At 67.8% G+C, this 24,830-nt stretch carries 26 protein-coding genes and 1 pseudogene; 20 read left to right on the top strand and 7 right to left on the bottom strand.

Features of this window, described 5'->3' with window-relative positions:
- The first annotated feature begins 23 nt into the window (after nucleotides 1-23).
- From QJR12_RS00600 to regX, 3 genes are all read left to right on the top strand, one after another.
- Nucleotides 24-779 carry a phosphoglyceromutase gene (locus QJR12_RS00600; protein ID WP_300575064.1) on the top strand — a complete coding sequence of 252 codons (756 nt, stop codon included), beginning with the start codon at nucleotides 24-26 and terminating at the stop codon, nucleotides 777-779.
- Between the two features lie 128 nt (nucleotides 780-907).
- Complete coding sequence (locus tag QJR12_RS00595; RefSeq protein ID WP_300575062.1) at nucleotides 908-2,131, top strand: ATP-binding protein; 1,224 nt, start codon at nucleotides 908-910, stop codon at nucleotides 2,129-2,131.
- A gap of 102 nt (nucleotides 2,132-2,233) precedes the next feature.
- Nucleotides 2,234-2,917 (top strand): two-component sensory transduction protein RegX, encoded by a 684-nt coding sequence (gene regX, locus QJR12_RS00590; RefSeq protein ID WP_300575060.1) that lies wholly within the window; start codon nucleotides 2,234-2,236, stop codon nucleotides 2,915-2,917.
- Between the two features lie 22 nt (nucleotides 2,918-2,939).
- On the opposite strand, the gene QJR12_RS00585 is transcribed toward regX, so the two are convergent.
- Genes QJR12_RS00585 through QJR12_RS00575 form a run of 3 tightly spaced genes read right to left on the bottom strand, consistent with a single transcriptional unit; the run spans nucleotide 2,940 to nucleotide 6,114 of the window.
- Nucleotides 2,940-4,811 (bottom strand): GMC family oxidoreductase, encoded by a 1,872-nt coding sequence (locus tag QJR12_RS00585; RefSeq protein WP_300575058.1) that lies wholly within the window; start codon nucleotides 4,809-4,811, stop codon nucleotides 2,940-2,942.
- Nucleotides 4,808-5,149, bottom strand: coding sequence for a hypothetical protein (locus tag QJR12_RS00580; RefSeq protein ID WP_300575056.1), 342 nt, complete (start codon nucleotides 5,147-5,149; stop codon nucleotides 4,808-4,810). Before QJR12_RS00580 ends, QJR12_RS00585 begins: the two co-directional genes overlap by 4 nt.
- A complete protein-coding gene (locus QJR12_RS00575; protein ID WP_300575054.1) occupies nucleotides 5,146-6,114 on the bottom strand; it encodes a hypothetical protein in 969 nt (322 codons plus the stop codon). The genes QJR12_RS00580 and QJR12_RS00575 overlap by 4 nt, the downstream gene beginning before the upstream one ends.
- A gap of 98 nt (nucleotides 6,115-6,212) precedes the next feature.
- Between QJR12_RS00575 and QJR12_RS00570 the strand changes: the two genes are divergently transcribed.
- Nucleotides 6,213-6,929, top strand: a complete 717-nt coding sequence (locus QJR12_RS00570; RefSeq protein WP_300575052.1) for a GntR family transcriptional regulator — start codon at nucleotides 6,213-6,215, stop codon at nucleotides 6,927-6,929.
- A gap of 5 nt (nucleotides 6,930-6,934) precedes the next feature.
- Here QJR12_RS00570 and QJR12_RS00565 read toward each other — a convergent pair whose 3' ends face one another.
- Complete coding sequence (locus QJR12_RS00565) at nucleotides 6,935-7,756, bottom strand: hypothetical protein (RefSeq protein WP_300575050.1); 822 nt, start codon at nucleotides 7,754-7,756, stop codon at nucleotides 6,935-6,937.
- 60 nt (nucleotides 7,757-7,816) lie between these two features.
- Here QJR12_RS00565 and QJR12_RS00560 point away from each other — a divergent pair, with 60 nt between their 5' ends.
- The 8 genes and pseudogenes from QJR12_RS00560 (at nucleotide 7,817) to QJR12_RS00525 (ending at nucleotide 14,649) form a co-directional block, all read left to right on the top strand.
- A complete protein-coding gene (locus QJR12_RS00560) occupies nucleotides 7,817-8,836 on the top strand; it encodes a Ppx/GppA phosphatase family protein (protein WP_300575048.1) in 1,020 nt (339 codons plus the stop codon).
- Nucleotides 8,833-9,855: a hypothetical protein gene (locus tag QJR12_RS00555; protein ID WP_300575046.1), complete on the top strand. Its 1,023-nt coding sequence runs from the start codon at nucleotides 8,833-8,835 to the stop codon at nucleotides 9,853-9,855. Before QJR12_RS00560 ends, QJR12_RS00555 begins: the two co-directional genes overlap by 4 nt.
- 16 nt (nucleotides 9,856-9,871) lie before the next feature.
- Nucleotides 9,872-10,711 (top strand): annotated as a pseudogene (locus QJR12_RS00550) (sugar phosphate isomerase/epimerase); the annotation flags it as partial.
- A gap of 83 nt (nucleotides 10,712-10,794) precedes the next feature.
- Nucleotides 10,795-11,655, top strand: a complete 861-nt coding sequence (gene proC, locus QJR12_RS00545) for a pyrroline-5-carboxylate reductase (RefSeq protein ID WP_300575044.1) — start codon at nucleotides 10,795-10,797, stop codon at nucleotides 11,653-11,655.
- A gap of 145 nt (nucleotides 11,656-11,800) precedes the next feature.
- Nucleotides 11,801-12,064: a helix-turn-helix domain-containing protein gene (locus tag QJR12_RS00540; protein ID WP_300575042.1), complete on the top strand. Its 264-nt coding sequence runs from the start codon at nucleotides 11,801-11,803 to the stop codon at nucleotides 12,062-12,064.
- Nucleotides 12,065-12,293: 229 nt separating this feature from the next.
- Nucleotides 12,294-12,395, top strand: a complete 102-nt coding sequence (locus QJR12_RS00535) for an AURKAIP1/COX24 domain-containing protein (RefSeq protein WP_003402602.1) — start codon at nucleotides 12,294-12,296, stop codon at nucleotides 12,393-12,395.
- Between the two features lie 68 nt (nucleotides 12,396-12,463).
- A complete protein-coding gene (locus QJR12_RS00530) occupies nucleotides 12,464-13,588 on the top strand; it encodes an SDR family oxidoreductase (protein ID WP_300575037.1) in 1,125 nt (374 codons plus the stop codon).
- Between the two features lie 5 nt (nucleotides 13,589-13,593).
- The gene (locus QJR12_RS00525) at nucleotides 13,594-14,649 is read left to right on the top strand and encodes a lysophospholipid acyltransferase family protein (RefSeq protein ID WP_300575035.1); all 1,056 of its coding nucleotides are present in this window, start codon (nucleotides 13,594-13,596) and stop codon (nucleotides 14,647-14,649) included.
- A 113-nt stretch (nucleotides 14,650-14,762) separates the two neighbouring features.
- Here the strand turns inward: QJR12_RS00525 and QJR12_RS00520 are convergent, their stop codons facing one another.
- The 3 genes from QJR12_RS00520 to QJR12_RS00510 all read right to left on the bottom strand — a co-directional run bounded on the left by QJR12_RS00520 (nucleotide 14,763) and on the right by QJR12_RS00510 (nucleotide 17,342).
- Nucleotides 14,763-15,635, bottom strand: coding sequence for a cyclopropane mycolic acid synthase family methyltransferase (locus QJR12_RS00520; protein WP_300575033.1), 873 nt, complete (start codon nucleotides 15,633-15,635; stop codon nucleotides 14,763-14,765).
- A gap of 42 nt (nucleotides 15,636-15,677) precedes the next feature.
- Nucleotides 15,678-16,190, bottom strand: coding sequence for a MaoC family dehydratase N-terminal domain-containing protein (locus QJR12_RS00515; RefSeq protein WP_300575031.1), 513 nt, complete (start codon nucleotides 16,188-16,190; stop codon nucleotides 15,678-15,680).
- Between the two features lie 222 nt (nucleotides 16,191-16,412).
- Entirely contained in the window at nucleotides 16,413-17,342 is a 930-nt protein-coding gene (locus QJR12_RS00510) for an HAD-IB family hydrolase (protein ID WP_300575029.1), read from the bottom strand.
- A gap of 426 nt (nucleotides 17,343-17,768) precedes the next feature.
- On the opposite strand from QJR12_RS00510, the gene QJR12_RS00505 reads away from it, so the two are divergent.
- The 8 genes from QJR12_RS00505 (at nucleotide 17,769) to QJR12_RS00470 (ending at nucleotide 24,753) form a co-directional block, all read left to right on the top strand.
- A complete protein-coding gene (locus QJR12_RS00505) occupies nucleotides 17,769-18,029 on the top strand; it encodes a glutaredoxin family protein (RefSeq protein WP_300575027.1) in 261 nt (86 codons plus the stop codon).
- Between the two features lie 137 nt (nucleotides 18,030-18,166).
- Nucleotides 18,167-19,555, top strand: a complete 1,389-nt coding sequence (locus tag QJR12_RS00500) for a glutamyl-tRNA reductase (RefSeq protein ID WP_300575025.1) — start codon at nucleotides 18,167-18,169, stop codon at nucleotides 19,553-19,555.
- Between the two features lie 12 nt (nucleotides 19,556-19,567).
- Nucleotides 19,568-20,494 carry a hydroxymethylbilane synthase gene (gene hemC, locus QJR12_RS00495; RefSeq protein WP_300575160.1) on the top strand — a complete coding sequence of 309 codons (927 nt, stop codon included), beginning with the start codon at nucleotides 19,568-19,570 and terminating at the stop codon, nucleotides 20,492-20,494.
- Between the two features lie 54 nt (nucleotides 20,495-20,548).
- Nucleotides 20,549-22,213 (top strand): bifunctional uroporphyrinogen-III C-methyltransferase/uroporphyrinogen-III synthase, encoded by a 1,665-nt coding sequence (locus QJR12_RS00490; RefSeq protein WP_300575158.1) that lies wholly within the window; start codon nucleotides 20,549-20,551, stop codon nucleotides 22,211-22,213.
- 159 nt (nucleotides 22,214-22,372) lie between these two features.
- Entirely contained in the window at nucleotides 22,373-23,362 is a 990-nt protein-coding gene (gene hemB, locus QJR12_RS00485) for a porphobilinogen synthase (protein ID WP_300575023.1), read from the top strand.
- 122 nt (nucleotides 23,363-23,484) lie between these two features.
- Nucleotides 23,485-23,868, top strand: coding sequence for a hypothetical protein (locus QJR12_RS00480; protein ID WP_300575021.1), 384 nt, complete (start codon nucleotides 23,485-23,487; stop codon nucleotides 23,866-23,868).
- Between the two features lie 79 nt (nucleotides 23,869-23,947).
- Nucleotides 23,948-24,493 (top strand): DUF3093 domain-containing protein, encoded by a 546-nt coding sequence (locus QJR12_RS00475; protein ID WP_300575019.1) that lies wholly within the window; start codon nucleotides 23,948-23,950, stop codon nucleotides 24,491-24,493.
- Nucleotides 24,490-24,753 carry a hypothetical protein gene (locus QJR12_RS00470; RefSeq protein ID WP_300575017.1) on the top strand — a complete coding sequence of 88 codons (264 nt, stop codon included), beginning with the start codon at nucleotides 24,490-24,492 and terminating at the stop codon, nucleotides 24,751-24,753. Before QJR12_RS00475 ends, QJR12_RS00470 begins: the two co-directional genes overlap by 4 nt.
- Nucleotides 24,754-24,830: the final 77 nt, after the last annotated feature.

Here is a 24,830-nt window from a genome sequence, read left to right as displayed (position 1 = left end):
AGGCCATGACAGACTAGGCCGCCATGGGATCACAACACGCAGCCGCCACACTGGTCCTCCTCCGTCACGGCGAGAGTGAGTGGAACGCGTTGAATCTGTTCACCGGGTGGGTCGACGTCGACCTGACCGATAAGGGCCGGGCCGAGGCGGTGCGCAGCGGTGAGCTAATGGCCGAGCACAACCTGTTGCCCGACGTGGTGTACACCTCGCTGTTGCGACGGGCGATCACCACCGCGAACCTGGCGCTAGACACCGCCGATCGGCACTGGATCCCGGTGCGGCGTAGCTGGCGGCTCAACGAACGCCACTACGGTGCGCTGCAGGGCCTGAACAAGTCCGAGGTCAGGGCGCGCTACGGCGAGGAACAGTTCATGGCGTGGCGGCGCAGCTACGCTACGCCGCCGCCGCCGATCGAGAGGGGCAGCCGGTTCAGCCAGGACACCGATCCCCGCTACGCCAACATCGGGGGAGGCCCGCTGACCGAGTGCCTGGCCGATGTGGTGGCCCGGTTCGTGCCGTACTACACCGATGTCATCGTCCCGGACTTGCGGGTGGGAAGGACGGTGCTGATCGCGGCGTCCGGCAACTCGCTGCGCGCGCTGGTCAAATACCTGGACCGGATGTCCGACGATGCGATCGTCGGGCTGAACATCCCCACCGGCATTCCGCTGCGCTACGACCTAGACGCCGAGCTTCGTCCCCTGGTGGCCGGCGGCACCTATCTCGATCCCGAAGCCGCCGCCGCCGGCGCCGCCGCGGTCGCACGCCAGGGCACGTGAGCGGTTTCGAGACATCGCGGAAAACAAGACGTGAACAGCGGACGAATTCCTGCATTGCACTCTGTGACATGTCCGATTTAGGCCCCGGGCAGCTAGGGCGATGTTCACCTGATTTGTAGGATTTTCGCGTGACTATGTTCTCGGCGCTGTTGTCGGCCGGGGTGTTGTCGCTATCGGCACTGGCGGTCGGCGTTGCCGCGGGAACCCGGATGGCACCGCGGGTGACCGAGCGCCGCCAGCGTGCGGCCGCCGAATGGGCGGGGATCACGGTCTCGCAGATGCTGCAGCGCATCGTCGCGCTGATGCCGCTGGGCACCGCGGTGGTAGACGGTCATCGTGACGTGGTCTACCTGAACGACCAGGCCAAACAGCTGGGATTGGTGCGTGACCGGCAGCTCGACGAGCAGGCCTGGCAAGCGGCACTGCGGGCGCTGGCCGGCGAGGACGCCGAGTTCGATCTGTCACCGGGCAAGCGTGTGCCCGCAGGCCGGTCCGGGCTGTCGGTGCACGGCCAGGCCCGGCTGCTGAGCGAAGAAGACCGCCGCTTCGCCGTGGTCTTTGTCTACGACCAGTCCGACTACGCCCGGGTGGAGGCCACCAGGCGGGACTTCGTGGCCAACGTCAGCCACGAACTCAAGACACCGGTAGGCGCTATGGCCGTGCTGGCCGAGGCCTTGCTGGCATCGGCCGATGACCCCGAGACGGTGCGCCGCTTCGGCGAGAAGGTGCTCATCGAGGCCAATAGGCTTGGGGAGATGGTAGGTGAACTGATTGAGCTGTCGCGGCTTCAAGGCGGCGGGCCGTTGCCCAATCTGGGCGCTGTGGACGTGGACACAATTGTGGCAGAAGCGATTTCGCGTCATAAAGTGGCCGCGGACAATTCAGACATCGAAATCAGAACCGATGCGCCGAGTGGCTTTAAGGTGCTGGGCGATCAGACCCTGCTGGTCACCGCGCTGGCCAACCTGGTGTCCAACGCGATCGCGTACTCGCCACGCGGCTCACTGGTGTCGATCAGCCGTCGCCGCCGCGCCGAGTTCATCGAGATCGCCGTCACCGACCGGGGTATCGGCATCGCACGCGAAGACCAGGAGCGGGTGTTCGAGCGGTTCTTCCGGGGGGATAAGGCGCGCTCGCGGGCAACCGGCGGAACGGGGCTCGGCTTGGCGATCGTTAAGCATGTCGCTGCCAATCACAATGGCAGCATCGGATTGTGGAGCCAACCGGGGACCGGGTCGACGTTCACGTTGTCCATCCCGGCATATCGGGAGACCGGCGAAGACGCCGAGATATCGTCGAAACGCGACGCGAGGCCCGACATTTCTCAACGTGAGGAAGAGTTGAGCCGATGACCCGCGCCGACGACGAAGCAGAGCGAAGCGATGAAGAGGAGTGGCGCTGATGACCCGCGCCGACGACGAAGCAGAGCGAAGCGATGAAGAGGAGTGGCGCTGATGACCAGTGTGCTGATCGTGGAAGACGAAGAGTCGCTGGCCGATCCGCTGGCTTTCCTGCTGCGTAAGGAAGGCTTTGAGGCGACGGTGGTCACCGACGGACCGTCGGCGCTTGCCGAGTTCGACAGGGCCGGCGCCGACATCGTGTTGCTCGATTTGATGTTGCCCGGGATGTCAGGCACCGACGTGTGCAAGCAGTTGCGCGCCCGGAGCAGCGTCCCGGTGATCATGGTGACCGCCCGAGACAGTGAGATCGACAAGGTCGTCGGCTTAGAACTGGGCGCCGACGACTACGTGACCAAGCCCTACTCGGCGCGCGAGCTGATCGCCCGGATCCGCGCGGTGCTTCGCCGCGGCGGTGATGAAGAGCCCGACATCAGCGATGGCATTCTGGAGTCCGGTCCGGTACGGATGGATGTCGAGCGGCACACGGTATCGGTGAATGGCAAGCCGATCACATTGCCGCTCAAGGAATTCGACCTTCTCGAGTACCTGATGCGCAACAGTGGACGGGTGCTGACCCGCGGGCAGCTGATCGACCGGGTGTGGGGCGCAGATTATGTCGGCGACACCAAGACACTCGATGTCCACGTCAAGCGGTTGCGCTCCAAGATCGAAGCCGACCCGGCCAATCCGGTGCATCTGGTGACGGTGCGTGGACTGGGCTACAAGCTGGAGGGTTAACCAGTGGCTGTCGGGCACGTTATCATGCCTGCGCCGCCACCAGCTCGTCGGTGACCGCCAGCGCCAGCGCCATGATCGACAGTTGGGGATTGACTTCCGGACAGCTCGGCAGGATTGACGCGTCGGCGACCCACACCCCCTGCACACCGCGCAGCCGGCCGCGCTGATCGACCGGGCAGCGCTGCTCATCGGCGCCGGCCGCTGCGGTTCCCGTAGGGTGAAAAGCCGCCAGGTGCAGGCTTTTCGGGTTTGCTCGGCGCAGCACGTCCGAAAGGGCCGGCAGCGACGTCACCGTCGGCGCTGCCGACAGACCGGTGAGCACCTCAACCGCACCGGCGGCAAATAGCAGCCGGCCCATCGCCTCGATCGCGGCCATGAGCTTAGCGATGTCTGCCGGGGCGATATGGTAGCGCAGCAGCGTCTCATCGCGCACCGATAGCACCCGGCCCACGCCCCGGTCGGCCACCATGGCACCCAGCGTCGCGACTTGAGGTGCCCGCTGCAGCCAAGCGAGCAATTCGCTGCCGTAGCCAGGGAAGACTATCGAGCCCATGCCCGGCGGGGTAGAGGTCGCCTCGATCAAGACGCCTTCGGACGCGTGCAACTCGTCGACCGCCGCGCTCTGCAACACCCCGCGCCAGGCGAAAACGTCCTCGTTGAAGCGTCCGGCGACCGCGACGGCCGGATGCAGGGCAAGGTTCCGGCCGAGCTGTGGATGGTTACCAATACCGCTGCGCCGCAACAGGTTTGATGTTTCGGTTGCGCCCGCCGCAACCACGATCGTGTCGGCGAGAATGTCCAGCGCGGTGCCGTCAGGCCGGCGTGCCCGCACGCCGCGGGCACGCGCGTTTTCGTGCAGCAAGATCCGCTCGGCGCGGGCATCACTGATAATGCGTGCACCGGCTGCGCAAGCCTGCGGCAGCGCGTTGAGATGCACGCCGAATTTGGCGTTGCGCGGACAGCCGATCGCACATTGACAACACCCGTCGCACCCGGGGGCATTGCGGGGGATGGGCGCCGCGCGCCAGCCCAGCGCGCGGGCGCCGTCGAGCAGCAGGCGACCGTTGCGGCCCATGATTTCCAGCGGCACCGGGGCGACCTGCAACGTGTGCTCGACCTCGTCGAGGTATCCCGCCAACAGGTCGGGATCGGCGAGCGTCAAGCCGAATTCGTCGCGCCAGCGTCGCTGGACGGACAACGGAGGACGATAGCAGGTGCCGGAGTTGACGACGGTGGTGCCGCCCACCGCCCGTCCGATCGGCACCACCACCGCGGGCCTGCCGAGCGCAATAGTGGCTCCGGCCCCGCGGTACAGCCCGGCGTAGCGGTCGATCGGGTGGCCGGCACGGAACTCGTCGACCGTCCAGCGCCGGCCCTCCTCGACCACGACGGTGAGCCGGCCCGTGCGGGCCAGCGTGCGGGCCGCCATCGCCCCCCCGGCGCCGGAGCCGACGACCACCGCATCCGCCTTCAGCACCGACGGGCTATTTACAGCCGAGATGACGGTCAGGGCAGCGTCCGGGCGCGCGACATCGTGTTCTGTTGCGCGGGCGAGCAGTTCAGCAGCGTAGCTATCGGCGCCGTTGGCGAGAAGCACGATAGCCTTCAAGCCCTCGATCGCGGCGGCGGCATCCGGTCCGAGTGATGCTAGCCGGCGCAACACGTTCATGCGGGTATCGGGATCCAACCGTAACAGCGACCTTCCGGTGGTGAGATAGCTTGCGGCGACGACCGATAGCAGCCCCCAGCGCACAGCCGTTCGCGTCCCCACAGGCAGTCGGGCGACATAGCGGTCCACCCGTTCGACAAGCTGAGCCGGCGACGGCCCACCGCATTCCTGGGGCAGCAGCGCGGCACCGAACGAGGCGATGGCCCGCCGGGCAAGCGAACTCATCGCCGAAGAGCGCGCCGCCGGCCGAGGCGGCGACCGAGCATGATGAAAAACGGGTAGCTGGCGAACATGGCGCCCGCAACGGCATGCATGGGCCAGCCCAGCTGAGCGGTATTCAGCGCAAAGATTCCACTGTTCCACATGAAGTCGCGGCCGTTTTGGGCGCGGAACGGACGCCACATCACGCCGAGTCCCGGCACGTTCTGGTACAGGCCGAACGACGTGCCGAAGAAGAGCCCGACGGTAGCGGCCTCGGCGATGTCGCGGTTCTCCTCGGGTACCACCCGTTCGATCAGCACGCCGGCGGCGATCAGCAGCGGTGGGTCGAAAAGGAAGCTCATGAGACGGTCCTCTCGTTGACAGCGGGGGCTTCGGCGCCGCGCAGGCCGACCTCGGCATGACCGGTGCCCCATACCGACCAGCGCCGGTCGCCGACCTCGACGTGGATATCGGCCCGTTCGGTGTTAGTGCATACCGCGCGGGCACCGTCGGGATCGGTGTACGCCAAGCTGACGCAACGGCTTTCGGGCTGGTCAACACGGATCAGCACCCGGCGGCGGCCGATGTGCCCCGCCAGCTGCCAGTGTCGCAACCCGAGGGTGGTGCGCAGCCGTGTGGATGGCAAACCCAGTGCCGGCCAGTCCTTTCCGCCGATACGAAAGCGGGTGAATGCGATCGGAGGCAGGCGGCACACCCCGGGAGTGTGCGGCACCGCGGTGACGACCTCGAGCACGTCACCGTCACCGAGATCGGCGTGGATCCATCCCCAGCGCCTCGCGTTCCCGCGCCCGTAGACGTGGGCCACGCCGCCCTGCCAGCCCACGACGCGCTGGGTGGCGTCACCGACGCTCAGGGATCCGGTGAAATCGGCCGTGGGGGCGATCACCACCTGAGCGCCCGGCAACAGCTCGCGCTGCCACGCGATCCGTGGGAAGGTCCACAACGGCGCACCGGTGTCCTTCCAGCTCAGCCGCCATGCGATCGATCCGGCGCGCCCGGTGAGCTCTCCGGGTGCCGCCCGTGCGCCGGCGGCGTCGAACCAGGCGGCGCCCGCCGCGGGCCGCGCCGGAACGGGACCGAACCTCTCGGTGCGCGGGGCGCCGTCCACCGGAAACCAGGTCACCCAGCCGTGCGCATAGGCGCTCCGCCCGGCTCCGGCCGGCGGGCACGCCGGTGCGACGGTTTCGTAGTGCAGCCACAGGCCGGCGCGGGTGAGCGGATCCGAGAGGGTGGCATACCACACCTCCAGGCGGCCGGGCTGGCCCCGCCAGCGGGGGGCCGCGGCCGCCTCGGCGTTGTCGTCCATTCGGTCCCCCTGCGCTGCGGCGGCGACTGACACGTCCCGGGTAGCCCTGCCGATCGACACGATGCCCACGACGCGTGTCCACTATATTGGTTGAGCCAATGAGCCAGTCAAGACCGATTCGTCCGCCCGAGCGCCGGCGCCTGGATGAGCAGATCGCGGCGTCGATCGCCGACGCCATCCTCGACGGCGTTTTCCCGCCGGGTTCGACGCTGCCGCCCGAGCGGCAGCTGGCCGAAGAGCTCGGCGTCAACCGCACCTCACTGCGCCAGGGCCTGGCCCGGCTGCAGCACATGGGCCTGATCGAGGCCCGCCACGGCAGCGGCACCGTGGTGCGCGATCCCCAGGACCTTACCCATCCCAAGGTCATCGAGGCGCTGGTGCGCAAACTGGGCGCCGACTTTCTGGTCGAACTGCTGGAAATCCGAACGGCCTTGGGCCCGCTTGTCGGGCGGCTGGCCGCCGAACGCGCCACGCCAGGTGACACCGACGCCTTGCGGGAGGCGTTGCAGGCCGTCGAGGCCGCCGACACGTCGGCGGTCCGGCAGGCGGCCGACCTCGCGTTTTTTCGGGTACTCATTCACGCCACCCGCAATCGCGCGCTGGGGTTGCTGTACCGCTGGGTCGAGCAGGCCTTCGGCGGCAGGGAGCACGCGCTCACCGCGGCCTACGGTGATGCCCGCGCGGTGGTGGCCGAGTTGCGGGCGATCAGCGATGCGGTGGCGGCGCACGAGGCCGTGGCGGCCGGCGCAGCAGTCGAGGCGTACCTGCGTGCCAGTGCGCTGCGGATGGTCGAGGCCTACGCAAGCGCTGATTGAGGTGCTTACCGCGACCCGACGCCCGGGCGACGGTACCCCGCCGCCCGGGTTGCCGGATGCACGGCGATGAGTCCTAATTCACTGCGCCGCTTGCACATTGCCGCCAGTTCGGCGTAGGCCTTCTCGCCTATCAGTTCAGTGAGCTCTGCGGCCAGGCTCTCCCACACCTGCCGGGCGCCGACGTGCACGGCCGGATCACCGGTGCAATACCAGTGCAGGTCGGCACCGCCCGCGCCCCAGCCGCGACGGTCGTATTCGGTGATGGTGGTTTTGAGGATCTCGCTGCCGTCGGGGCGGGTCACCCATTCTTGACTGCGCCGGATCGGCAACTGCCAGCAGACATCGGGTTTCATGGTCAGCGGGTGCACACCGAGCCGAAGCGCCGCGATGTGCAATGCGCAGCCCGGACCGGTCCTAAACCCCGGCCGGTTCAGAAAGATACACGCCCCCTTGTATTTTCGGGTCCGCCACTGTTGTTCGCCGTCGTGCTCGTCGCGTTCCAGATAGCCCTTGCGGCCCAATCCTTTGTCTCGGTACTGCCAGTCGTCGTCGGTCAGTTTGGACACCGAGTCCGCCAGTCGGCCGCGGTCGTCGTCGTCGGACAAAAACGCACCGTGCGAACAACAGCCGTCATGCTCTCGGCCGGCCACGGTACCCCGGCAGGCGGGGGTACCGAACACACACGTCCAGCGCGACAGTAGCCACGTGAGGTCGGCCGCGATCAGGTGTTCGGGATTATCCGGGTCGTAGAACTCTACCCATTCCCGGGGGAAATCCAATTCCACCTCTTGGGCCTCTTGTCGAGGCCCCGGCTGCGGTATCGCCACAAGTCCCTACCGTAGACGAGATTCCGGCGATCGGGTCCGGGCCACGTAAGCTGGTGTTCCGTGCGATTAGGCGTGCTCGACGTGGGCAGCAACACCATCCATCTGCTGGTGGTCGACGCCCACCGGGGTGGGCATCCGATGCCGATGAGCTCGACCAAGGCCACCTTGCGGCTGGCCGAGGCCATCGACGGCTCCGGCAAGATCTCCCGCCGTGGTGCGGACAAAATGATCTCGACGATCGACGAGTTCGCCAAAATCGCCATCAGCTCGGGGTGCGCGGAGTTGATGGCCTTCGCCACCTCGGCGGTCCGCGAGGCCAAGAACGCCGAGGCCGTGTTGGCGCGGGTGCGCGCCGAGACCGGTGTTGACCTACAAGTGCTCCGCGGCGTGGACGAGTCGCGGTTGACCTTTCTCGCGGTGCGCCGGTGGTACGGGTGGAGTGCCGGGCGGATCGTCAACATCGACATCGGCGGCGGCTCGCTGGAGTTGTCCAGCGGTGTCGATGAGGAACCCGACGTGGCGCTGTCGCTGCCGCTGGGCGCCGGACGGCTGACCCGCGAATGGCTGCCCGACGACCCGCCCGGTCGGCGCCGGGTGGCGATGCTGCGTGACTGGCTGGACACCGAGCTGGCCGACGCCTGCGCGAGCGTGCTGAAAGCCGGCACCCCCGACCTCGCGGTGGCGACCTCGAAGACGTTTCGTTCGCTGGCGCGTCTGACGGGTGCGGCGCCGTCCGCGGCCGGTCCACGGGCGAAGCGGACACTGACCGCCAGCGGCTTGCGGCAGCTCATAGCGTTTATCTCTAGGATGACGACGGCTGACCGTGCAGAGCTAGAAGGGGTGAGTGCCGAGCGGGCGCCGCAGATTGTGGCGGGAGCGTTGGTGGCGGAGGCAAGCATGCGAGCGCTGTCGATAGCAACGGTGGACATTTGCCCGTGGGCGCTGCGGGAAGGGCTGATTTTGCGCAAACTCGACAGCGAAGCCGACGGCACCGCGCTTGTCGGGGCCTCCGTGCGCGATCCCGGCGGCCACCCCGTTGATCGGATCGCGGTCGACCGATCGAGAGGCGACACAGGATGACTGGACCACACTTCGATTCCCAAAACGATTCCCAGAACCAGAACACTCGGCCGATATCGGTGGCCGAATTGCTGGCCAAGAACGACATGATCGGCTCCCCGCCGATCAGCGGTCGACGCCGGCGCCGCCGAGGCAACGCCGATGCGGTGACGGTCGCCGAACTGACCGGCGAAATACCCGTCGTCAGTGACGACGATCCGCACGCCAAGAGCAGCCATCAGGCCACGCATTCCCGCCGCTCGAACGGCGGTGTCCGGCACGGCGAACCGGTGTCCGCTCTTCCGGGATCCGAAGAGCCGCTCGATCCGGTCGCCGAAGAGGTTCCTGCCGAGCGGTCTCAGACCGGGTATTGGTCCGAACCCGAGCCGCGTTGGCCCGAATCCCCGCCACCGAGTTCCGCCGAACCCCCGCGGTCTGGCCGGTTTCCGCGGGCGGGGGCTACCGGGGTCGAGCGCATCGGTGACGGGGCCCAGCAGTCCGGTGCCGAGGAGATGAGCCCCGACCCGTTGGTGGATTACGCCGACATCCCGGTCGACGTGATGGATACCGAGGTGCGCGAAGCGCAACCGGCGACCGAGGATTCGGCCTACGTGCGCTCCTACCTGGATGCACCGGCGGGTCGGCTGGTCGGCGGTAAAGCCATGACCGGTGATCCGCACGGTGCTGAGTCGGCGGTCGGTGCGGACCTCGACGACGTCGATGTCGGGGTGGATGCGACCGGTCCCGATGACAACGGCGATGCGTGGCCGAGCCGGACCCAGACGCTGCTGCACGGCGGGCTGGTTGTGCTGCAGTCGGTCCTCGCGGTGATGCTCGGGGCCGGGTTGTTCGTCGCGTTCGATCAGCTCTGGCGCTGGAACAACATTGTGGCACTGGTGCTTTCGGTTGTCGTCATCCTCGGCCTGGTGGTGGCGGTACGGGTGGTGCGCAAAACCGAGGACATCGTCAGCACGTTGATCGCGGTTGCGGTGGGGGCGCTGGTCACGCTCGGCCCGTTGGCGCTGCTGCAATCGGCCTAGGCGCCCCAGGAGCGTAGTGCGTCCTGCCATCAACGTCGGCCTGTCCACCGCATCGGTCTATCCGCTGCGGGCCGAGGCCGCCTTCGAGTATGCGGCCAGGCTCGGTTACGACGGGGTGGAGCTGATGGTGTGGGGCGAGTCGGCCAGCCAGGACATCGACGCCGTCGAGACGCTGTCGCAGCGTTACCTCGTCCCGGTGCTGTCGGTGCATGCGCCGTGCCTGCTGATCTCGCAGCGAGTGTGGGGCTCCAACCCGATCCCCAAGCTGGAACGCAGTGTGCGGGCGGCCGAACAGCTCGGGGCCCAGACGGTTGTGGTCCATCCACCGTTTCGGTGGCAACGGCGCTACGCCGAAGGATTCAGCGAGCAGGTTGCCGCCCTGGAGGCCTCCAGTGAGGTGATGGTGGCCGTGGAGAACATGTTCCCGTTCCGGGCGGATCGGTTTTTCCGGGCCGACCAGTCCCGGGAACGGATGCGCAAGCGCGGCGGCGGGCCGGGTCCGGCGATTTCGGCGTTCACGCCGTCCTACGATCCGCTCGACGGCAACCATGCGCACTACACGCTGGACTTGTCACACACCGCCACCGCGGGAGTTGACGCGCTGGAGATGGCGCGACGGATGGGTTCCGGGCTGGTGCACCTGCACCTCTGTGACGGCAGCGGGTTGCCGGTAGACGAGCACCTGGTGCCGGGGCGAGGCACCCAGCCCGCCGTCGAGGTGTGCCAGATGCTGGCCGCCGGCAGCTTCACCGGCCACGTCATCCTGGAGGTGAGCACCTCCGGGGCGCGTTCGGCCCGGGAACGTGAGGCCATGCTGGCCGAATCCTTGCAGTTCGCCCGCAAGCATCTGATGCGCTCGGTGGGGGTGACGGGCGACCCGCTGCGCGCGGCTGCGCCGCGCTTGCGATCGCCCGGGAGCGGTCTGTCATGCTGTCCGGCATGGCCAGAATCGCGATCATCGGCGGCGGCAGCATGGGCGAGGCCTTGCTGTCGGGGCTGCTGCGGTCGGGAAGGCCGGTCAACGACCTGATGGTGGCCGAACGGCTGGCTGATCGCGCCAGATACCTGGCGCAGACCTACTCGGTGACGGTGGTCCCGGTGAGCGACGCGGTGGCCAACGCGGCGTTCGTCATCGTGGCGGTCAAGCCCGCCGACATCGAGTCGGTGATCGGGGAGATCGCCCGAGCGGCTGCGCGCGCCGAAAACGAGCGGGTGTTCGTCACCGTTGCCGCCGGTGTCACCACCGCCTACCTGGAAGCCAAGTTGCCGGCCGGCACCCCCGTCGTGCGGGCGATGCCCAACGCGCCGGCACTGGTCGGCGCGGGGATTAGCGCCCTGGCGAAGGGCCGTTTCGCCACTCCTGAGCAGCTCAAAGAGGTCTCGGCGCTGTTCGAAGCGGTCGGCGGGGTGCTTGTTGTCGCCGAAGCGCAACTGGACGCGGTGACAGCGGTCTCCGGGTCGGGTCCAGCGTATTTCTTCCTGATGGTCGAGGCCCTGGTGGACGCCGCTGTCGGGGTGGGTCTGAGTCGCCAGGTGGCCACCGAACTGGTGGTGCGGACCCTGTCCGGATCGGCCGCGATGTTGACCGAGCGAATCGAGCACGAGCGCCACTCGAGCGGGGACACCCCGCCGAGTGGGCAGGTTGACACCAGCGCTGCTCAACTGCGCGCGACCGTTAGCTCGCCGGCGGGTACCACCGTGGCCGCGCTTCGCGAACTCGAACGTGCCGGCTTTCGCTCGGCGATCGACGCCGCTGTCCAGGCCGCAAAAAATCGCGCTGAACAGCTACGAATTACATAAGAGTAATTTACAAAATTTCCATTGAATATCCCCCACCCGTCGCAATAACCCCAGTAGTCCCGCTATTCTCCTCGTTGTACGCGCGCGTTGATCCCAGCGAAGGGGAAGTCGCTGGGATGAGCGTGCCCGACTGGAATGGGTTGCGATGACGTCAATGAACGGGCCATCGGCACGCGATTCGGCTGGCGGTAAACCCGCGCGAGACACCGGTTCTTCCGAAGGCCAGCCGGCCAGGACTCAATTCCTCACCGTGGCCGAGGTGGCGGCGCTGATGAGGGTCTCCAAGATGACGGTCTACCGGTTGGTGCACAGCGGGGAGTTGCCGGCGGTACGGGTTGGGCGGTCCTTCCGAGTGCACGCCAAAGCCGTGCACGACATGTTGGAGACCTCCTACTTCGACGCGGGTTAACCAACCGGCGACCACGCAGTCCCAAAGCGCGGTCTGCGGACAGTCGGGGCGATCAGACGCGGGTGGCCGCTCATGGCGGTGTCAGCCACCGGGTTTCGGGCTGCGTGTCATCTCGCGAGTCAGCCGTGCGATGCCTTGTCGCCGGGTGGTTTTGGTGTCCCCTGCGGGCGGCCGGGTAAAGTGACCGGGGCATTTCCAAAAGCTGGCCACAGATCAGATAGCGGAGTTCATGGGTTCTGTCATCAAGAAGCGACGTAAGCGCATGTCGAAGAAAAAGCACCGCAAACTGTTGCGCCGCACCCGGGTGCAGCGCCGAAAGCTCGGTAAATAAACTCCATGCGCGTCGGGCCGTTACGCGGCGGTAACGAGGCTGTTTTCTCGCGCCGATAGGCTAACGGCGTGGCTTCCTCGGGTGATGAGACCGGCAGCCGGACCACAGTCAGCGACACCGTGCACTACCCCAAAGTTGTGCTGGTCACCGGCGCATGTCGGTTTCTGGGCGGCTACCTGACCGCCCGGCTGGCGCAGAACGCGCTGGTGAACCGGGTGATCGCGGTGGATGCCGTCGCGCCCAGCAAGGACATGATGCGTCGGATGGGACGTGCCGAGTTCGTCCGCGCCGACATTCGTAATCCCTTTATTCTCAAGGTGATCCGTAACAATAACGTCGACACCGTGGTGCATGCCGCCGCAGCATCGTACGCGCCGCGGTCCGGCAGCGGCGCGGCGTTGAAGGAACTCAACGTCATGGGCGCGATGCAACTGTTCGCGGCCTGCCAAAAGGCGCCCTCGGTGCGTCGGGTGGTGCTGAAGTCCACCTCGGAGGTGTACGGATCGAGCGCCTACGACCCGGTGGTGTTCACCGAGGACAGTACCAGTCGGCGACCATTCCGCGAGGGTTTTCCCAAGGACAGCCTCGACATCGAGGGTTACGCTCGCGGGCTGGGCCGACGCCGGCCGGATATCGCGGTGACGATCCTGCGGCTGGCCAACATGATCGGACCGGCGATGGACACCACGCTCTCCCGGTATCTGGCCGGCCCACTGGTTCCAACGGTCGTCGGCCGCGACGCCCGGTTGCAGCTGCTCCACGAGCAGGACGCGCTGGGGGCGCTGGAACGCGCGGTGATGGCCGGCAAGCGCGGCACGTTTAACATCGGTGCCGACGGGATCATCATGCTGTCGCAAGCGATCCGGCGAGCCGGTCGGATCCCGCTCCCGGTTCCCGGGTTTGCTTTTTGGGTCCTCGATTCATTGCGGCGGGCCAATCGCTATCCGGAGATCACCCGCGAACAACTCGACTACCTTAGCTATGGCCGGGTGATGGATACCACCAGGATGCGAGTCGAACTCGAGTACCATCCCAAGTGGACGACTGCTGAGGCGTTCGACGATTACCTCCGGGGCCGAGGTTTGACTCCCGTTATCGACCCGCAGTGGGTACGATCCTTGGAAGGTAAGGCGGTGGCGGTAGCGCAGCGCTGGGGTAGCCGAAAACCAATTCCAGGGGTGAGGGTTAGGTAACCATCGTGGCGGGTGAAACCAGGGCCAAAGTCATTCCGCTACGGACCACTACGGGCCGCACTACGGCGCAGCGGCGGGCCGGCCAACGGACCGACGCCTCGCGACGGCATCCCTCGACGCTCTCCGATCCCGGTGCCCGGGAATCGGCGGAGCGGATCGCCTCCATGGTGCGCGACATCGATCAGCGCCGCGGCGCGCCGGGAACGGACGTACCGCTCAACAACCTGGCTCAGCGAGTCGCCGCGGTTGCCGAGTTCCTCCGGCAGCGGCTGACCGGCGACTACAGCGTCGACGAATTCGGGTTCGACCCACACTTCACCAACGCGATCGCACGGCCCTTGCTGAGGTTCTTTTTCAAGTCCTGGTTTCGGGTCGAGGTCAGCGGTATCGAGAATGTGCCGAGCATCGGCGCCGCGCTGGTGGTGGCCAACCACGCCGGGGTGTTGCCGTTCGACGGGTTGATGGCCTCGATCGCGGTGCACGACAAGCACCCGGCGCATCGCGACCTGCGCCTGCTGGGCGCCGATATGGTGTTCGGGTTGCCCGTGATCGGCACGGCGGCCCGCAAGACCGGCTGCACCATGGCGTGCGTCACCGATGCGCACCGGCTGCTGAGCGCCGGCGAACTCACCGCGGTGTTCCCGGAGGGATACAAGGGCCTGGGCAAAAACTTCAAGGACCGCTACCGATTGCAGCGGTTCGGCCGCGGTGGGTTCGTGTCGGCGGCGCTGCGCACCAAAGCGCCGATTGTGCCGTGCTCCATCGTCGGATCCGAGGAGATCTACCCGATGCTCGCCGACGTGAAATTGCTGGCGCGGCTGCTCAATGTGCCCTACTTCCCGGTCACGCCGCTATTTCCGCTGGCCGGCCCCGCCGGGCTGGTGCCGTTGCCGTCGAAATGGCATATCGCATTCGGCGAGCCGATCGCCACCGCGGGTTATCAGTCCGGCGACGCCGACGATCCCATGGTCACCTTCGACCTGACCGATCAGGTCCGCGAGACGATCCAGCAGATGCTCTACCGGTCACTGGCGGGGCGGCGCAACATCTTTTTCGGCTGAGCTGCCGGCAGCGTCATCGGCGACTTCCGCGACATCGCCGGCTACCGCGTGGACATCGGGCGCCCGAAGGGCTGAACACGCGCCGGGCAGTCCCCGACGGCACCGTCTCGCCGTCAGGTCCGCTTGACCAAGGTGAATTGGCAGACGTCGGTGTAGCCGGAACGGAACAGCTCGGCGCAACCCGTGAGGTACTTCAGGTAGCGCTCGTAGACCTCTTCGGACTGGACCGCTATGGCCTCGTCCCTGTGGGCTGCCAGCGCCGCCGCCCAGGTGTCCAGCGTCCGCGCGTAGTGCAACCGCAACGGTTGCACGCGGGTGAGCTCGAACCCGGCTCTGCCCGCATGCTCTTCGACCTCGGCCGCCCTCGGCAGATAGCCGCCGGGAAAGATCTCCTCCATGATGAATTTGATGAACCGCAGCAGCGTCATGGTGAGCTTGAGCTGGCGCTTGCGGGCATCCTCGTCGCTGACCCTGACAATGGTGTGCAGCAGCATGACCCCGTCGGCCGGCAGCACCTCGTAGGCCATGCGGAAAAAGGCGTCGTAGCGATCGGCGCCGAAGTGCTCGAACGCACCGATCGACACGATCCGGTCCACCGGCTCGTGGAATTGCTCCCAACCGGCCAGCCGCACCTCCATCGCGCGTGGGCTGTCCAGCGTGGCGAACATCTGCTCGACGTGGACCTGCTGGTTCTTGCTCAGCGTCAGCCCGATCACGTTGACGTCGTAGCGTTCGACCGCGCGTTTCAGGGTGGCGCCCCAGCCGCAGCCGATGTCAAGCAGTGTCATCCCCGGCCGAAGCCCGAGCTTGCCCAGCGACAGGTCGATCTTGGCCAGCTGCGCTTCCTCCAGTGTCATGTCGTCGCGCTCGAAGTACGCGCAGCTATAGGTCCAGGTCGGATCCAGAAAAAGCCGGTAGAAATCGTCGGAGAGGTCATAGTGCGACTGAACGTCGTCGAAGTGTGGTGTGAGGTCGGCGCGCTTCACCCCTGTGCAACCCCCTGTCTGATCGCCTGATCGCAGCTGAGGCTAAGCTCCGCTGCGGATCGACGCAATCGCGGCCGCCGTGGCCGCGGCGTCGGCTTCCTGGTGTCTGGCCTCCCCCAGCATGGTGACGATGCTGGTCACCACCGGATTGCCGTCGGCGTCGGTGACCTCGCTGCGGATCTCGGTGATGACCGTGCCGTGGGATTCGATGACCGAGTCCAGGTAGGCGTCGAAGAACAGCCGGTCGTGCGCCAGAATCGGCCGATGGTAGGTGAACTTTTGGTCGCGGTGGAATACCCGGGCGATGTTGATCGGGATGTCGAATTTGGTGAACAGCTCCAGTTGCACGCGCCGCCCCGCGATGGCGAGGAACGTTAGCGGCGCCACCAACGCCGGGTAGCCCACCTCGGCGGCGGCCGCCTCGTCGTAGTGCGCCGGGTGCTCGTTTTTGACCGCCCGCGCGAATTCGCGGATCTTTTCACGCCCGACGTCGAAGTGGTCAGGGAACCGGTAATGCTTTCCGATGAGGTCTTGGGCTTCGACGGGAACTGTCATGCCGGTGGTCTCCGCTCGCTTGGGGGGCTTAGCTAGCTGGGCAGCTTATCAGCGTGATCGCCGGCGCGAGGGAAAGGCGCACGCGGTCGGTGCGCCCCTCGCGCGTTACCCGCGCTCGTGGCGACGCGACACGGGTTGGTCGCGGTCGGTGCGCCCCTCGCGCGTTACCCGCGCTCGTGGCGACGCGACACGGGTTGTCGCGGTCGGTGCGCCCCTCGCGCGTTACCCGCGCTCGTGGCGACGCGACACGGCGGCGGCCAGCGCTCCGCCGGCGGCGCCCAGCGCCAGCGCCGACGGCACCCCGATCCGCGCGGCTCTACGGGCGGTCCGGAAATCGCGGATCTCCCAACCGCGCTCGCGGGCTACGCCACGCAGGCGCGCATCGGGGTTTATCGCGACCGCGGTCCCTACGATCGACAACAGCGGCACGTCGTTGTAGCTGTCGGAGTAGGCGGTGCAGCGTTTGAGGTTGAGCCCCTCCCGGATCGCCAGTGAGCGCACCGCGTGGGCTTTGGCGCTGCCGTGCAGGATTTCGCCGACCAGCCTGCCGGTAAACACCCCGTCGACCGATTCGGCGACGGTTCCCAGCGCCCCGGTCAGACCGAGTCGGCGAGCGATGGTCACCGCCAACTCGTAGGGCGTGGCGGTGACCAGCCATACCTGCTGGCCGGCGTCGAGGTGCATCTGGGCGAGTTCGCGGGTGCCGGCGAAGATTTTATCGGCGATGATTTCGTCATAGATCTCCTCGCCGAGGGCCGTCAGCTCGGCGGTGGACCGGCCTTCGATGAATGCCAGCGCCTTGCTTCGTCCGGCGGCGACGTCGTCGGGATTCTCCCCGAGTAACTGAAACTTGGCCTGGGCATAGACGAACCGGAGGACGTCGCGATAGGTGAAGTACTTGCGGGCGGCCAGGCCTCGGCCGAAATGCAGCAGCGACGAGCCCTGCACCAACGTGTTGTCCACATCGAAAAATGCTGCGGCGGTGAGGTCGACCGGCGGCTGCGTGTCCTCGGTGCGCAGATCATCGAGTGCCCGGTCGGCGCTGGCGTTTGCGGCCAGGGCCTCGAGGTCGACGCGGACGGCGTCTGCGCTGCCCGGGCCGGCGGGCCGGATGCCGCCGGCGGCCGTGCTGCCCGGGTCGGTGGAAGTCATCACGGACCTCCTAGTCTGTGCGCCCGCGAAGAGGAGTTCGCCTGCCAGTTCAACACTATCCGGCATGGTGGCAACCGGGGCGGCGTGGCCACCGACCGCAGCGGCGGCCGACAGCGAAGCTCGGGGCTCCCGTCGGCGATCCGCCTCGAATCGGGCGACGCCGCCGTCATGCCGGGGGCACGGAGTGTCGACGATATTACCCGAGTGGAACGGTTAAAGCACCTGCAGCACAACATGTCTCGTGGCGCTTCGGCGGCTCGGCGGCGTCATCGATGAGACGACACGCTTAGGGGACTCCCCGGCAGAGCTCTCGGTGTGCCGATGTCGGTTACCGCTCCCCGTGGCCACGGTAACTACCGGACCGCCGCGGCCACCTCGGCCCCGCCATCCGGGACCGCAGTTCCGGGCCGCTGCCACACTGGTGTCATGAGCCGCCCGCAGGTGCAGCTGTTGACCCGTGCCGGCTGCGTGATCTGTGCACGGGTGCACACCCGTCTGGTCGAACTGGCCGACGAGCTGGGCTTCGACCTGTCGGTCACCGACGTTGACTCCGCTGCGCGGCAGGGCAATCCCGGGCTGCGGGCCCAGTTCGGCGACCGGCTGCCGGTGATCTTGCTGGACGGCCGCGAGCACAGTTATTGGGAGATCGACGAGGCCCGGCTGCGCGCCGACCTGGCCGCCCGTTGAGACGCTCGACGGGCCGACGGAACTGATGCCGGCGGCGCCGGCGGCACCGCCGGAAATTTGGTACCCCACCTCGTCAACGTCTACCGTGGAGGTCAATCCACTGGTGCGAGCAAGGGAGCAGGCCAGGTGATTCCTTCGTGAGTGTCCTGCTCTTCGGGGTGTCGCACCGCAGCGCACCGGTGGCGGTTCTGGAACGGCTGAGCACCGACGAATCCGAGCGGGCCAAGATCATCGACCGGGTGCTGCAGTCGCCGCTGGTAACCGAGGCGATGTTGCTGTCGACGTGTAACCGCGTGGAGGTGTACGCGGTGGTGGACGCGTTCCACGGCGGGCTGTCGGTGATCGGTCAGGTGCTCTCTGAGCATTCCGGCATGTCGATGGCGGATCTGACCCGTTACGCCTACGTGCGCTACAGCGAAGCCGCCGTCGAGCATCTGTTCGCGGTCGCCAGCGGCCTGGACTCTGCGGTGATCGGCGAGCAACAGGTGCTCGGGCAGGTGCGACGGGCTTATGCCGCCGCCGAGGCCAACCGCACCGTCGGCCGGGTGCTGCATGAACTGGCCCAACGGGCGCTGGCGGTTGGCAAGCGGGTACACACCGAGACCGCCATCGACGCCGCCGGCGCCTCGGTGGTGTCGGTCGCGGTGGGGATGGCCGATGACCGGCTGGGCGGGCTTGTCGGCAAGACCGCGGCGGTGATCGGCGCCGGGGCGATGGGCGCGCTGTCAGCGGCGCATTTAACCCGAGCCGGCGTCCGCCATATCCGTGTCGTCAACCGGTCGCTGCCCCGGGCGCAGCGGCTGGCCCGCAAGGTCCGCGAGTCCGGGGCGCGCGCCGAGGTGCTCGCTCTCGACCGGCTACCCGGCGCTCTCACCGACGTCGACATGGTGGTCAGCTGCACCGGGGCGGTGCGTCCGGTGGTGTCGCTCGCCGACGTCCACCACGCGCTGGCCGCATCACGCCGCGACGAAGCGACCCGGCCCCTGGTGATCTGCGATCTGGGGATGCCGCGCGACGTGGATCCGGCGGTGGCGGGATTGCCCGGGGTGTGGGTCGTCGACATGGACCGCATCCAACACGAGCCGTCGGCCCGCGCGGCCGCCACCGACGTCGACGCGGCCCGCCGTATCGTCGCGACCGAGGTTGCCACGTATCTGGCCGGCCAGCGGATGGCCGAGGTGACCCCGACGGTGACCGCGCTGCGCCAGCGGGCCGCCGAGGTGGTGGAAGCGGAGTTGCTGCGCCTGCACAACCGGCTGCCGGACCTGGATCCCGCCCACCGCGACGAGGTCGCCCGCACCGTGCGCCGGGTGGTGGACAAGCTGTTGCACGCGCCCACCGTGCGGATCAAGCAGCTGGCCAGCGCACCCGGCGGCGACAGCTACGCCGAGGCGCTGCGTGAACTGTTCGAACTCGACCAGACCGCCGTCGACGCCGTCGCTACGGCAGGCGAATTACCCATGGTGTCAACTGAATTCGATGCCGGTACCGCTCGTACGCACCGCAGCAGACGACCTATCGACTAGCGATTGACCGACGTGATCCGGATAGGCACCCGGGGCAGCCGATTGGCCACCACCCAGGCCGCCACCGTCAGAGACGCCCTGAGAGCCGAGGGCCATGCCGCGAAGTTGGTGGTCATCACCACGGCGGGAGACCGCTCGTCGGCACCGATCGCCGAACTCGGGGTGGGGGTGTTCACCACCGCGCTGCGGGAGGCCATCGTGGACGGCCGGGTCGACGCTGCCGTGCACTCGCACAAGGATCTGCCCACCGCCGCAGACCCACGCCTCACGGTCGCCGCGATTCCCCGGCGCGATGACCCCCGCGATGCCGTTGTCGCCCGCGATGGGCTGTTGCTGGCGGAGCTGCCGGCGGGCTCGGTGGTTGGCACCTCATCGCCGCGGCGGGCCGCACAGCTTAGAGCATTGGGTCTCGGTTTGGAAATTCGCCCCCTACGAGGCAACCTAGATACCAGGTTGAACAGGGTACGCAGTGGTGACGTCGATGCCATCGTGGTGGCCCGGGCGGGTCTGGCCCGGTTGGGCCGCCTTGATGAGATCACCGAAACTTTGGAGCCGGTGCAGATGTTGCCCGCGCCGGCGCAGGGTGCGTTGGCAGTCGAGTGCGGCGTCGGCGATACCGACCTGGTCGCGGTGTTGGCGGAGTTGGACGACGCCGGCACCCGCGCGGCCGTTACCGCGGAACGCGCCCTGCTTGCCGAGCTGGAGGCGGGTTGTTCCGCACCGGTGGGTGCCATCGCCGAGGTGGTTGAGTCCGTCGATGCGGACGGCCGAGTCTTCCAGGAATTGTCGCTGCACGGCTGTGTGGCGGCGCTGGATGGATCCGATGTGATCCGCGCGTCCGGCATCGACACCCCGGGCCGGGCACGAGAGCTTGGGCTCTCGGTCGCCGGGGAACTGTTCGCGCTGGGGGCACGGAAGCTCATGGCCGGTGCGCGGTGAGATCCCGCGTGAGGAAGTGAAACTGGGAGTACGCACATGACTCGCCAAGCAAACATGCGAGGCCGCAAGCCCAAGCCGGGCCGCATTACGTTCGTGGGTTCCGGTCCGGGCGATCCGGGTTTGCTGACGACGCGGGCCGCCACGGTGCTGGCGAGTGCTTCCCTGGTGTTCACCGATCCCGATGTGGCCGAGCCGGTGCTGGCGCTGATCGGCACCGCACTGTCGTCGGCAACCCCGGCGCCCGCGAGCAGCGAGGGGGTCGAAAGCAGCGACTCCGGCGGCGGTGCCCGAAGCGCGGCCGAGGGTGCCAACGAAACCGAAGCGCCCTCGGTCGCGGGCGGTCCCGATATTCGCCCGGCTCTCGGTGAGCCCGCCGAGGTGGCTAAAACGTTGGTGACCGAGGCGCGTTCGGGCGCCGACGTGGTCCGGCTGGTAGCCGGTGACCCACTATCGGTGGATGCCGTCATCAGCGAAGTGAACGCCGTGGCACGCAGCCACCTGCACTTCGAGATCGTGCCCGGCCTGGCTGCGAGCACCGCGGTCCCCACCTACGCGGGTTTGCCGTTGGGCTCGGCGCACACGGTCGCCGACGTGCGCGGTGAGGTGGATTGGGCGGCGTTGGCCGCCGCCCCGGGTCCGCTGATCCTGCAAGCCACCCCCGAGCATCTCACCGAGGCGGCCCGCACCTTGATCGACTATGGCTTGGCGGAGAGCACCCCGTGCGTGGTGACCGCGCACGGCACCACGTGTCAGCAGCGGTCGGTGGAGACCACGCTGCAGGGGTTGACCGAGCGCGCCGCGATCGGCGGCACCGAGCCGCTGACCGGTGCGCTGGTGGTGACCATCGGCAAGACGGTGGCCGGCCGGGCCAGGCTGAACTGGTGGGAAAGCCGCGCACTATATGGCTGGACCGTGCTGGTGCCGCGGACCAAGGACCAAGCCGGCGAGATGAGTGAGCGGCTGACGTCCTACGGCGCCCTGCCGATCGAGGTGCCGACCATCTCCGTCGAGCCGCCACGCAGTCCCGCCCAGATGGAACGCGCGGTCAAGGGCCTGGTCGACGGCCGCTACCAGTGGGTGGTGTTCACCTCCACCAATGCGGTGCGTGCCGTGTGGGAGAAGTTCGGCGCCTTCGGCCTGGACGCCCGCGCGTTCTCCGGGGTGAAGATCGCCTGCATCGGCGAGGCCACCGCCGATCGGGTCCGCGCGTTCGGGATCAGCCCGGAGCTGGTGCCGTCCGGGGAGCAATCCTCGCTGGGTCTGCTCGACGAATTCCCGCCCTATGACAGCGTGTTCGACCCGGTGAACCGAGTGCTGCTGCCGCGCGCCGACATCGCCACCGAGACGCTGGCCGAAGGGTTGCGGGAACGGGGCTGGGAAATCGAGGACGTCACCGCCTACCGGACCGTGCGGGCGGCCCCGCCGCCGGCGGAGATTCGGGAAATGATCAAGACCGGAGGGTTCGACGCGGTGTGCTTTACCTCCAGCTCGACGGTGCGCAACCTGGTCGGCATCGCCGGCAAGCCGCACGCCCGCACCATCATCGCCTGCATCGGCCCCAAGACGGCCGAGACCGCTGCGGAGTTCGGTCTGCGGGTCGACGTACAGCCCGAGGTCGCCGCGGTGGGGCCGCTGGTCGACGCCCTGGCCGAACACGCCGCGCGGCTGCGCGCCGAGGGAGCGCTACCGCCGCCGCGCAAGAAGAGCCGCCGCCGCTAATGGCGATCGCAAGCGCGGCGGAGCCGGGCGCAGCGGGTCGCCATCGGTGGGGTGTGGGTGCGATCGCAAGCGCGGCGGGGCCGGGCGCAGCGGGTCGCCATTGGGGGGGTGTGGGTGCGATCGCAAGCGCGGCGGAGCCGGGCGCAGCGGGGGTCCGCGGTGGGTGTTGACGGCTACCCGCGACATCGTCCCCGTCGGCTGCGCCACACCCCGGCGATGCGTCGCCTGGTTGCGCAAACCTCGTTAGAGCCAAGGCATTTGGTACTGCCATTGTTCGTCGCCGACGGTATCGACGAGCCGCGTCCGATCGCCTCCATGCCCGGGGTGGCGCAGCACACCCGGGACTCACTGCGCGCCGCCGCCACCGCCGCCGTCGCCGCCGGGGTGGGTGGGCTGATGCTGTTCGGGGTACCGCTCCGGGGTGACAAGGACCCGGTGGGTTCGGCCGGTACCGACCCCAACGGCATCCTCAACGTCGCGTTGAGGGATCTGGCCAAGGATGTCGGTGACGCCACCGTGCTGATGGCCGATACCTGCCTAGACGAGTTCACCGACCACGGGCATTGCGGTGTCCTCGACGAGCGGGGCCGGGTGGATAATGACGCCACCCTGGCAAGATATGTGGAATTAGCCGTGGCACAAGCGGAATCGGGCGCCCACGTGGTCTCACCGAGCGGGATGATGGACGGCCAGGTGGGCGCCATCCGCGACGGGCTGGACGCTGCCGGGCACACCGACGTGGTAATCATGGCTTATGCCGCGAAGTTCGCCTCGGCCTTCTACGGTCCGTTCCGCGAGGCGGTGGCCTGCAGCCTGTCCGGCGACCGCAGGACCTACCAGCAAGATCCCGGCAACGCCCGGGAAGCGCTCCGCGAGATTGAGCTGGATATCGGTGAGGGTGCCGACATCGTGATGGTCAAGCCCGCGATGGGTTATCTGGATGTGGTGGCCGCCGCGGCGGACGTGTCCCCGGTGCCGGTGGCCGCCTACCAGGTGTCGGGCGAGTACGCGATGATTTCCGCCGCGGCCGCCAACGGCTGGATCGACAGGCGCGCCGCCGCGCTGGAGTCATTGACCAGCATCCGCCGCGCCGGGGCGGACATCGTGCTCACGTACTGGGCCGCCGAGGCGGCGGGCTGGCTGGCATGACCGGTCCAGCGGGTTGGCCGCAGCCTCCGGGCTGGCCGCAGCCCCCGAGCCCGCCGCCCCCGGGCTGGCCGCAGCCCCCGAGCCCGCCGCCCCCGCCTCCGCGACAACCGTCGAGGCGGCCGGTGGACGTGGACACCGGTTTCTGGCTGTGGGTGGCGGCGTTGCCGTTGATGGTCATCGGGTACCTCGTGGACGTGGTCTTTACGCAGGCACGCAACGGGTCCGGGCCGATCTACGCCGCAGCGGGCCTGTTCGCGGCCGTGCTGTGCGCCGTGGTGGTGACCTTCCTGGTGCTGATGCGGGCGGGTTATCGGTGGGCCCGCACCGTGTTGACCGGCGGTGGCCTGGCCACCATCGTCTACGTGGCGATGCGTTTGTTCACCGTGACCTGGCCGCCGGTGGCGGCGGTGGTCTGTGCCGTCACGGGGATCGTCGGCTCGGTGCTCATCGGTGGGGGAGTGGTTCTGTTGCACCGCAAGGACGCCCACGAGTACTTCACCAGGTGAGGACCCAGATCGGCGTCGGCCGCTGGTGAGCAGCGCCGGCGGCAGGAAACAATGCAGAAGTCAGGGTGGTGAGCCGTTGATGACCCGAGTGACCGAAACCAAGCCTGCGCCGTTGTTTTACGAGTGCGGTGCCAGCTGGTACTGGGTGTTGGCAGGTCCTGCCTCGGCGGTGGCCATGCTGCTGATCGAAAAATCCAGCGGTTACGGCTGGCAGTTTCTGGTTCCCACGGTGTTCTTGGTGCTGGTGTCCGGCTTCGTCGCCTTGCAGGTGAAGGCGGCGCGCATCCATACCTCGGTAGAGCTGACGGAGCAGACCCTGCGTCAGGGTACCGAGACCATCCGGATCTCCGAGATTCTCAAGGTGTACCCCGAACCTGGGCACCCGTTGGCCGTCGAAAAGGAAGTCGAGCGCTGGCAATCGGCGCGGGCGCTCGGTGAGCTCGTGGGAGTGCCCCGCGGGCGGGTGGGCATCGGCCTCAAGCTCACCCACGGGCGCACCGCACAGGCGTGGGCACGTCATCATCGCCACTTGCGGGCGGCGCTGACCCCGTTGGTTGAGGAGCGCGTCGGGCCGGCCTGCCCGGATGTCGAAATTGATGACGACGACAGCGGGTTCCCGCGGTGACGGCCCGCTCCCGTGCCGTCGCCGAACTCGGCCTGGCCGCGGCTGCGGCGGCGGGCTGCGCGGTAAGCTGGGTAAACGTCCGCTCCACGGTGCCGGTCGCACCCATTGTCGACGGACAGCCGGTCATCATGTCGGTGGTCTATAACCCGCCGCTACTGCTGCTGACCTTGCTGTTGGCGACGCTCGCCGGGGTGCTCGCCGTGACCGGTGCCGCCGGGTTGCGCCGTGCGCGGGCGGTGGAGCGCCAAATCCCGCAGTGAACCGCTCGCCTCGCGGTCAAACCAGCGCCGTGGGGCAGCGACGGTCCGACCGCCGAGCGTGTCGGACGGTGAATCCG

This window comes from Mycobacterium sp. (assembly GCF_029961025.1).
Lineage (GTDB): Bacteria > Actinomycetota > Actinomycetes > Mycobacteriales > Mycobacteriaceae > Mycobacterium.
The sequence above is the reverse complement of the archived record's forward strand: the minus strand, read 5'-3'. Positions and strand labels throughout refer to the sequence as shown.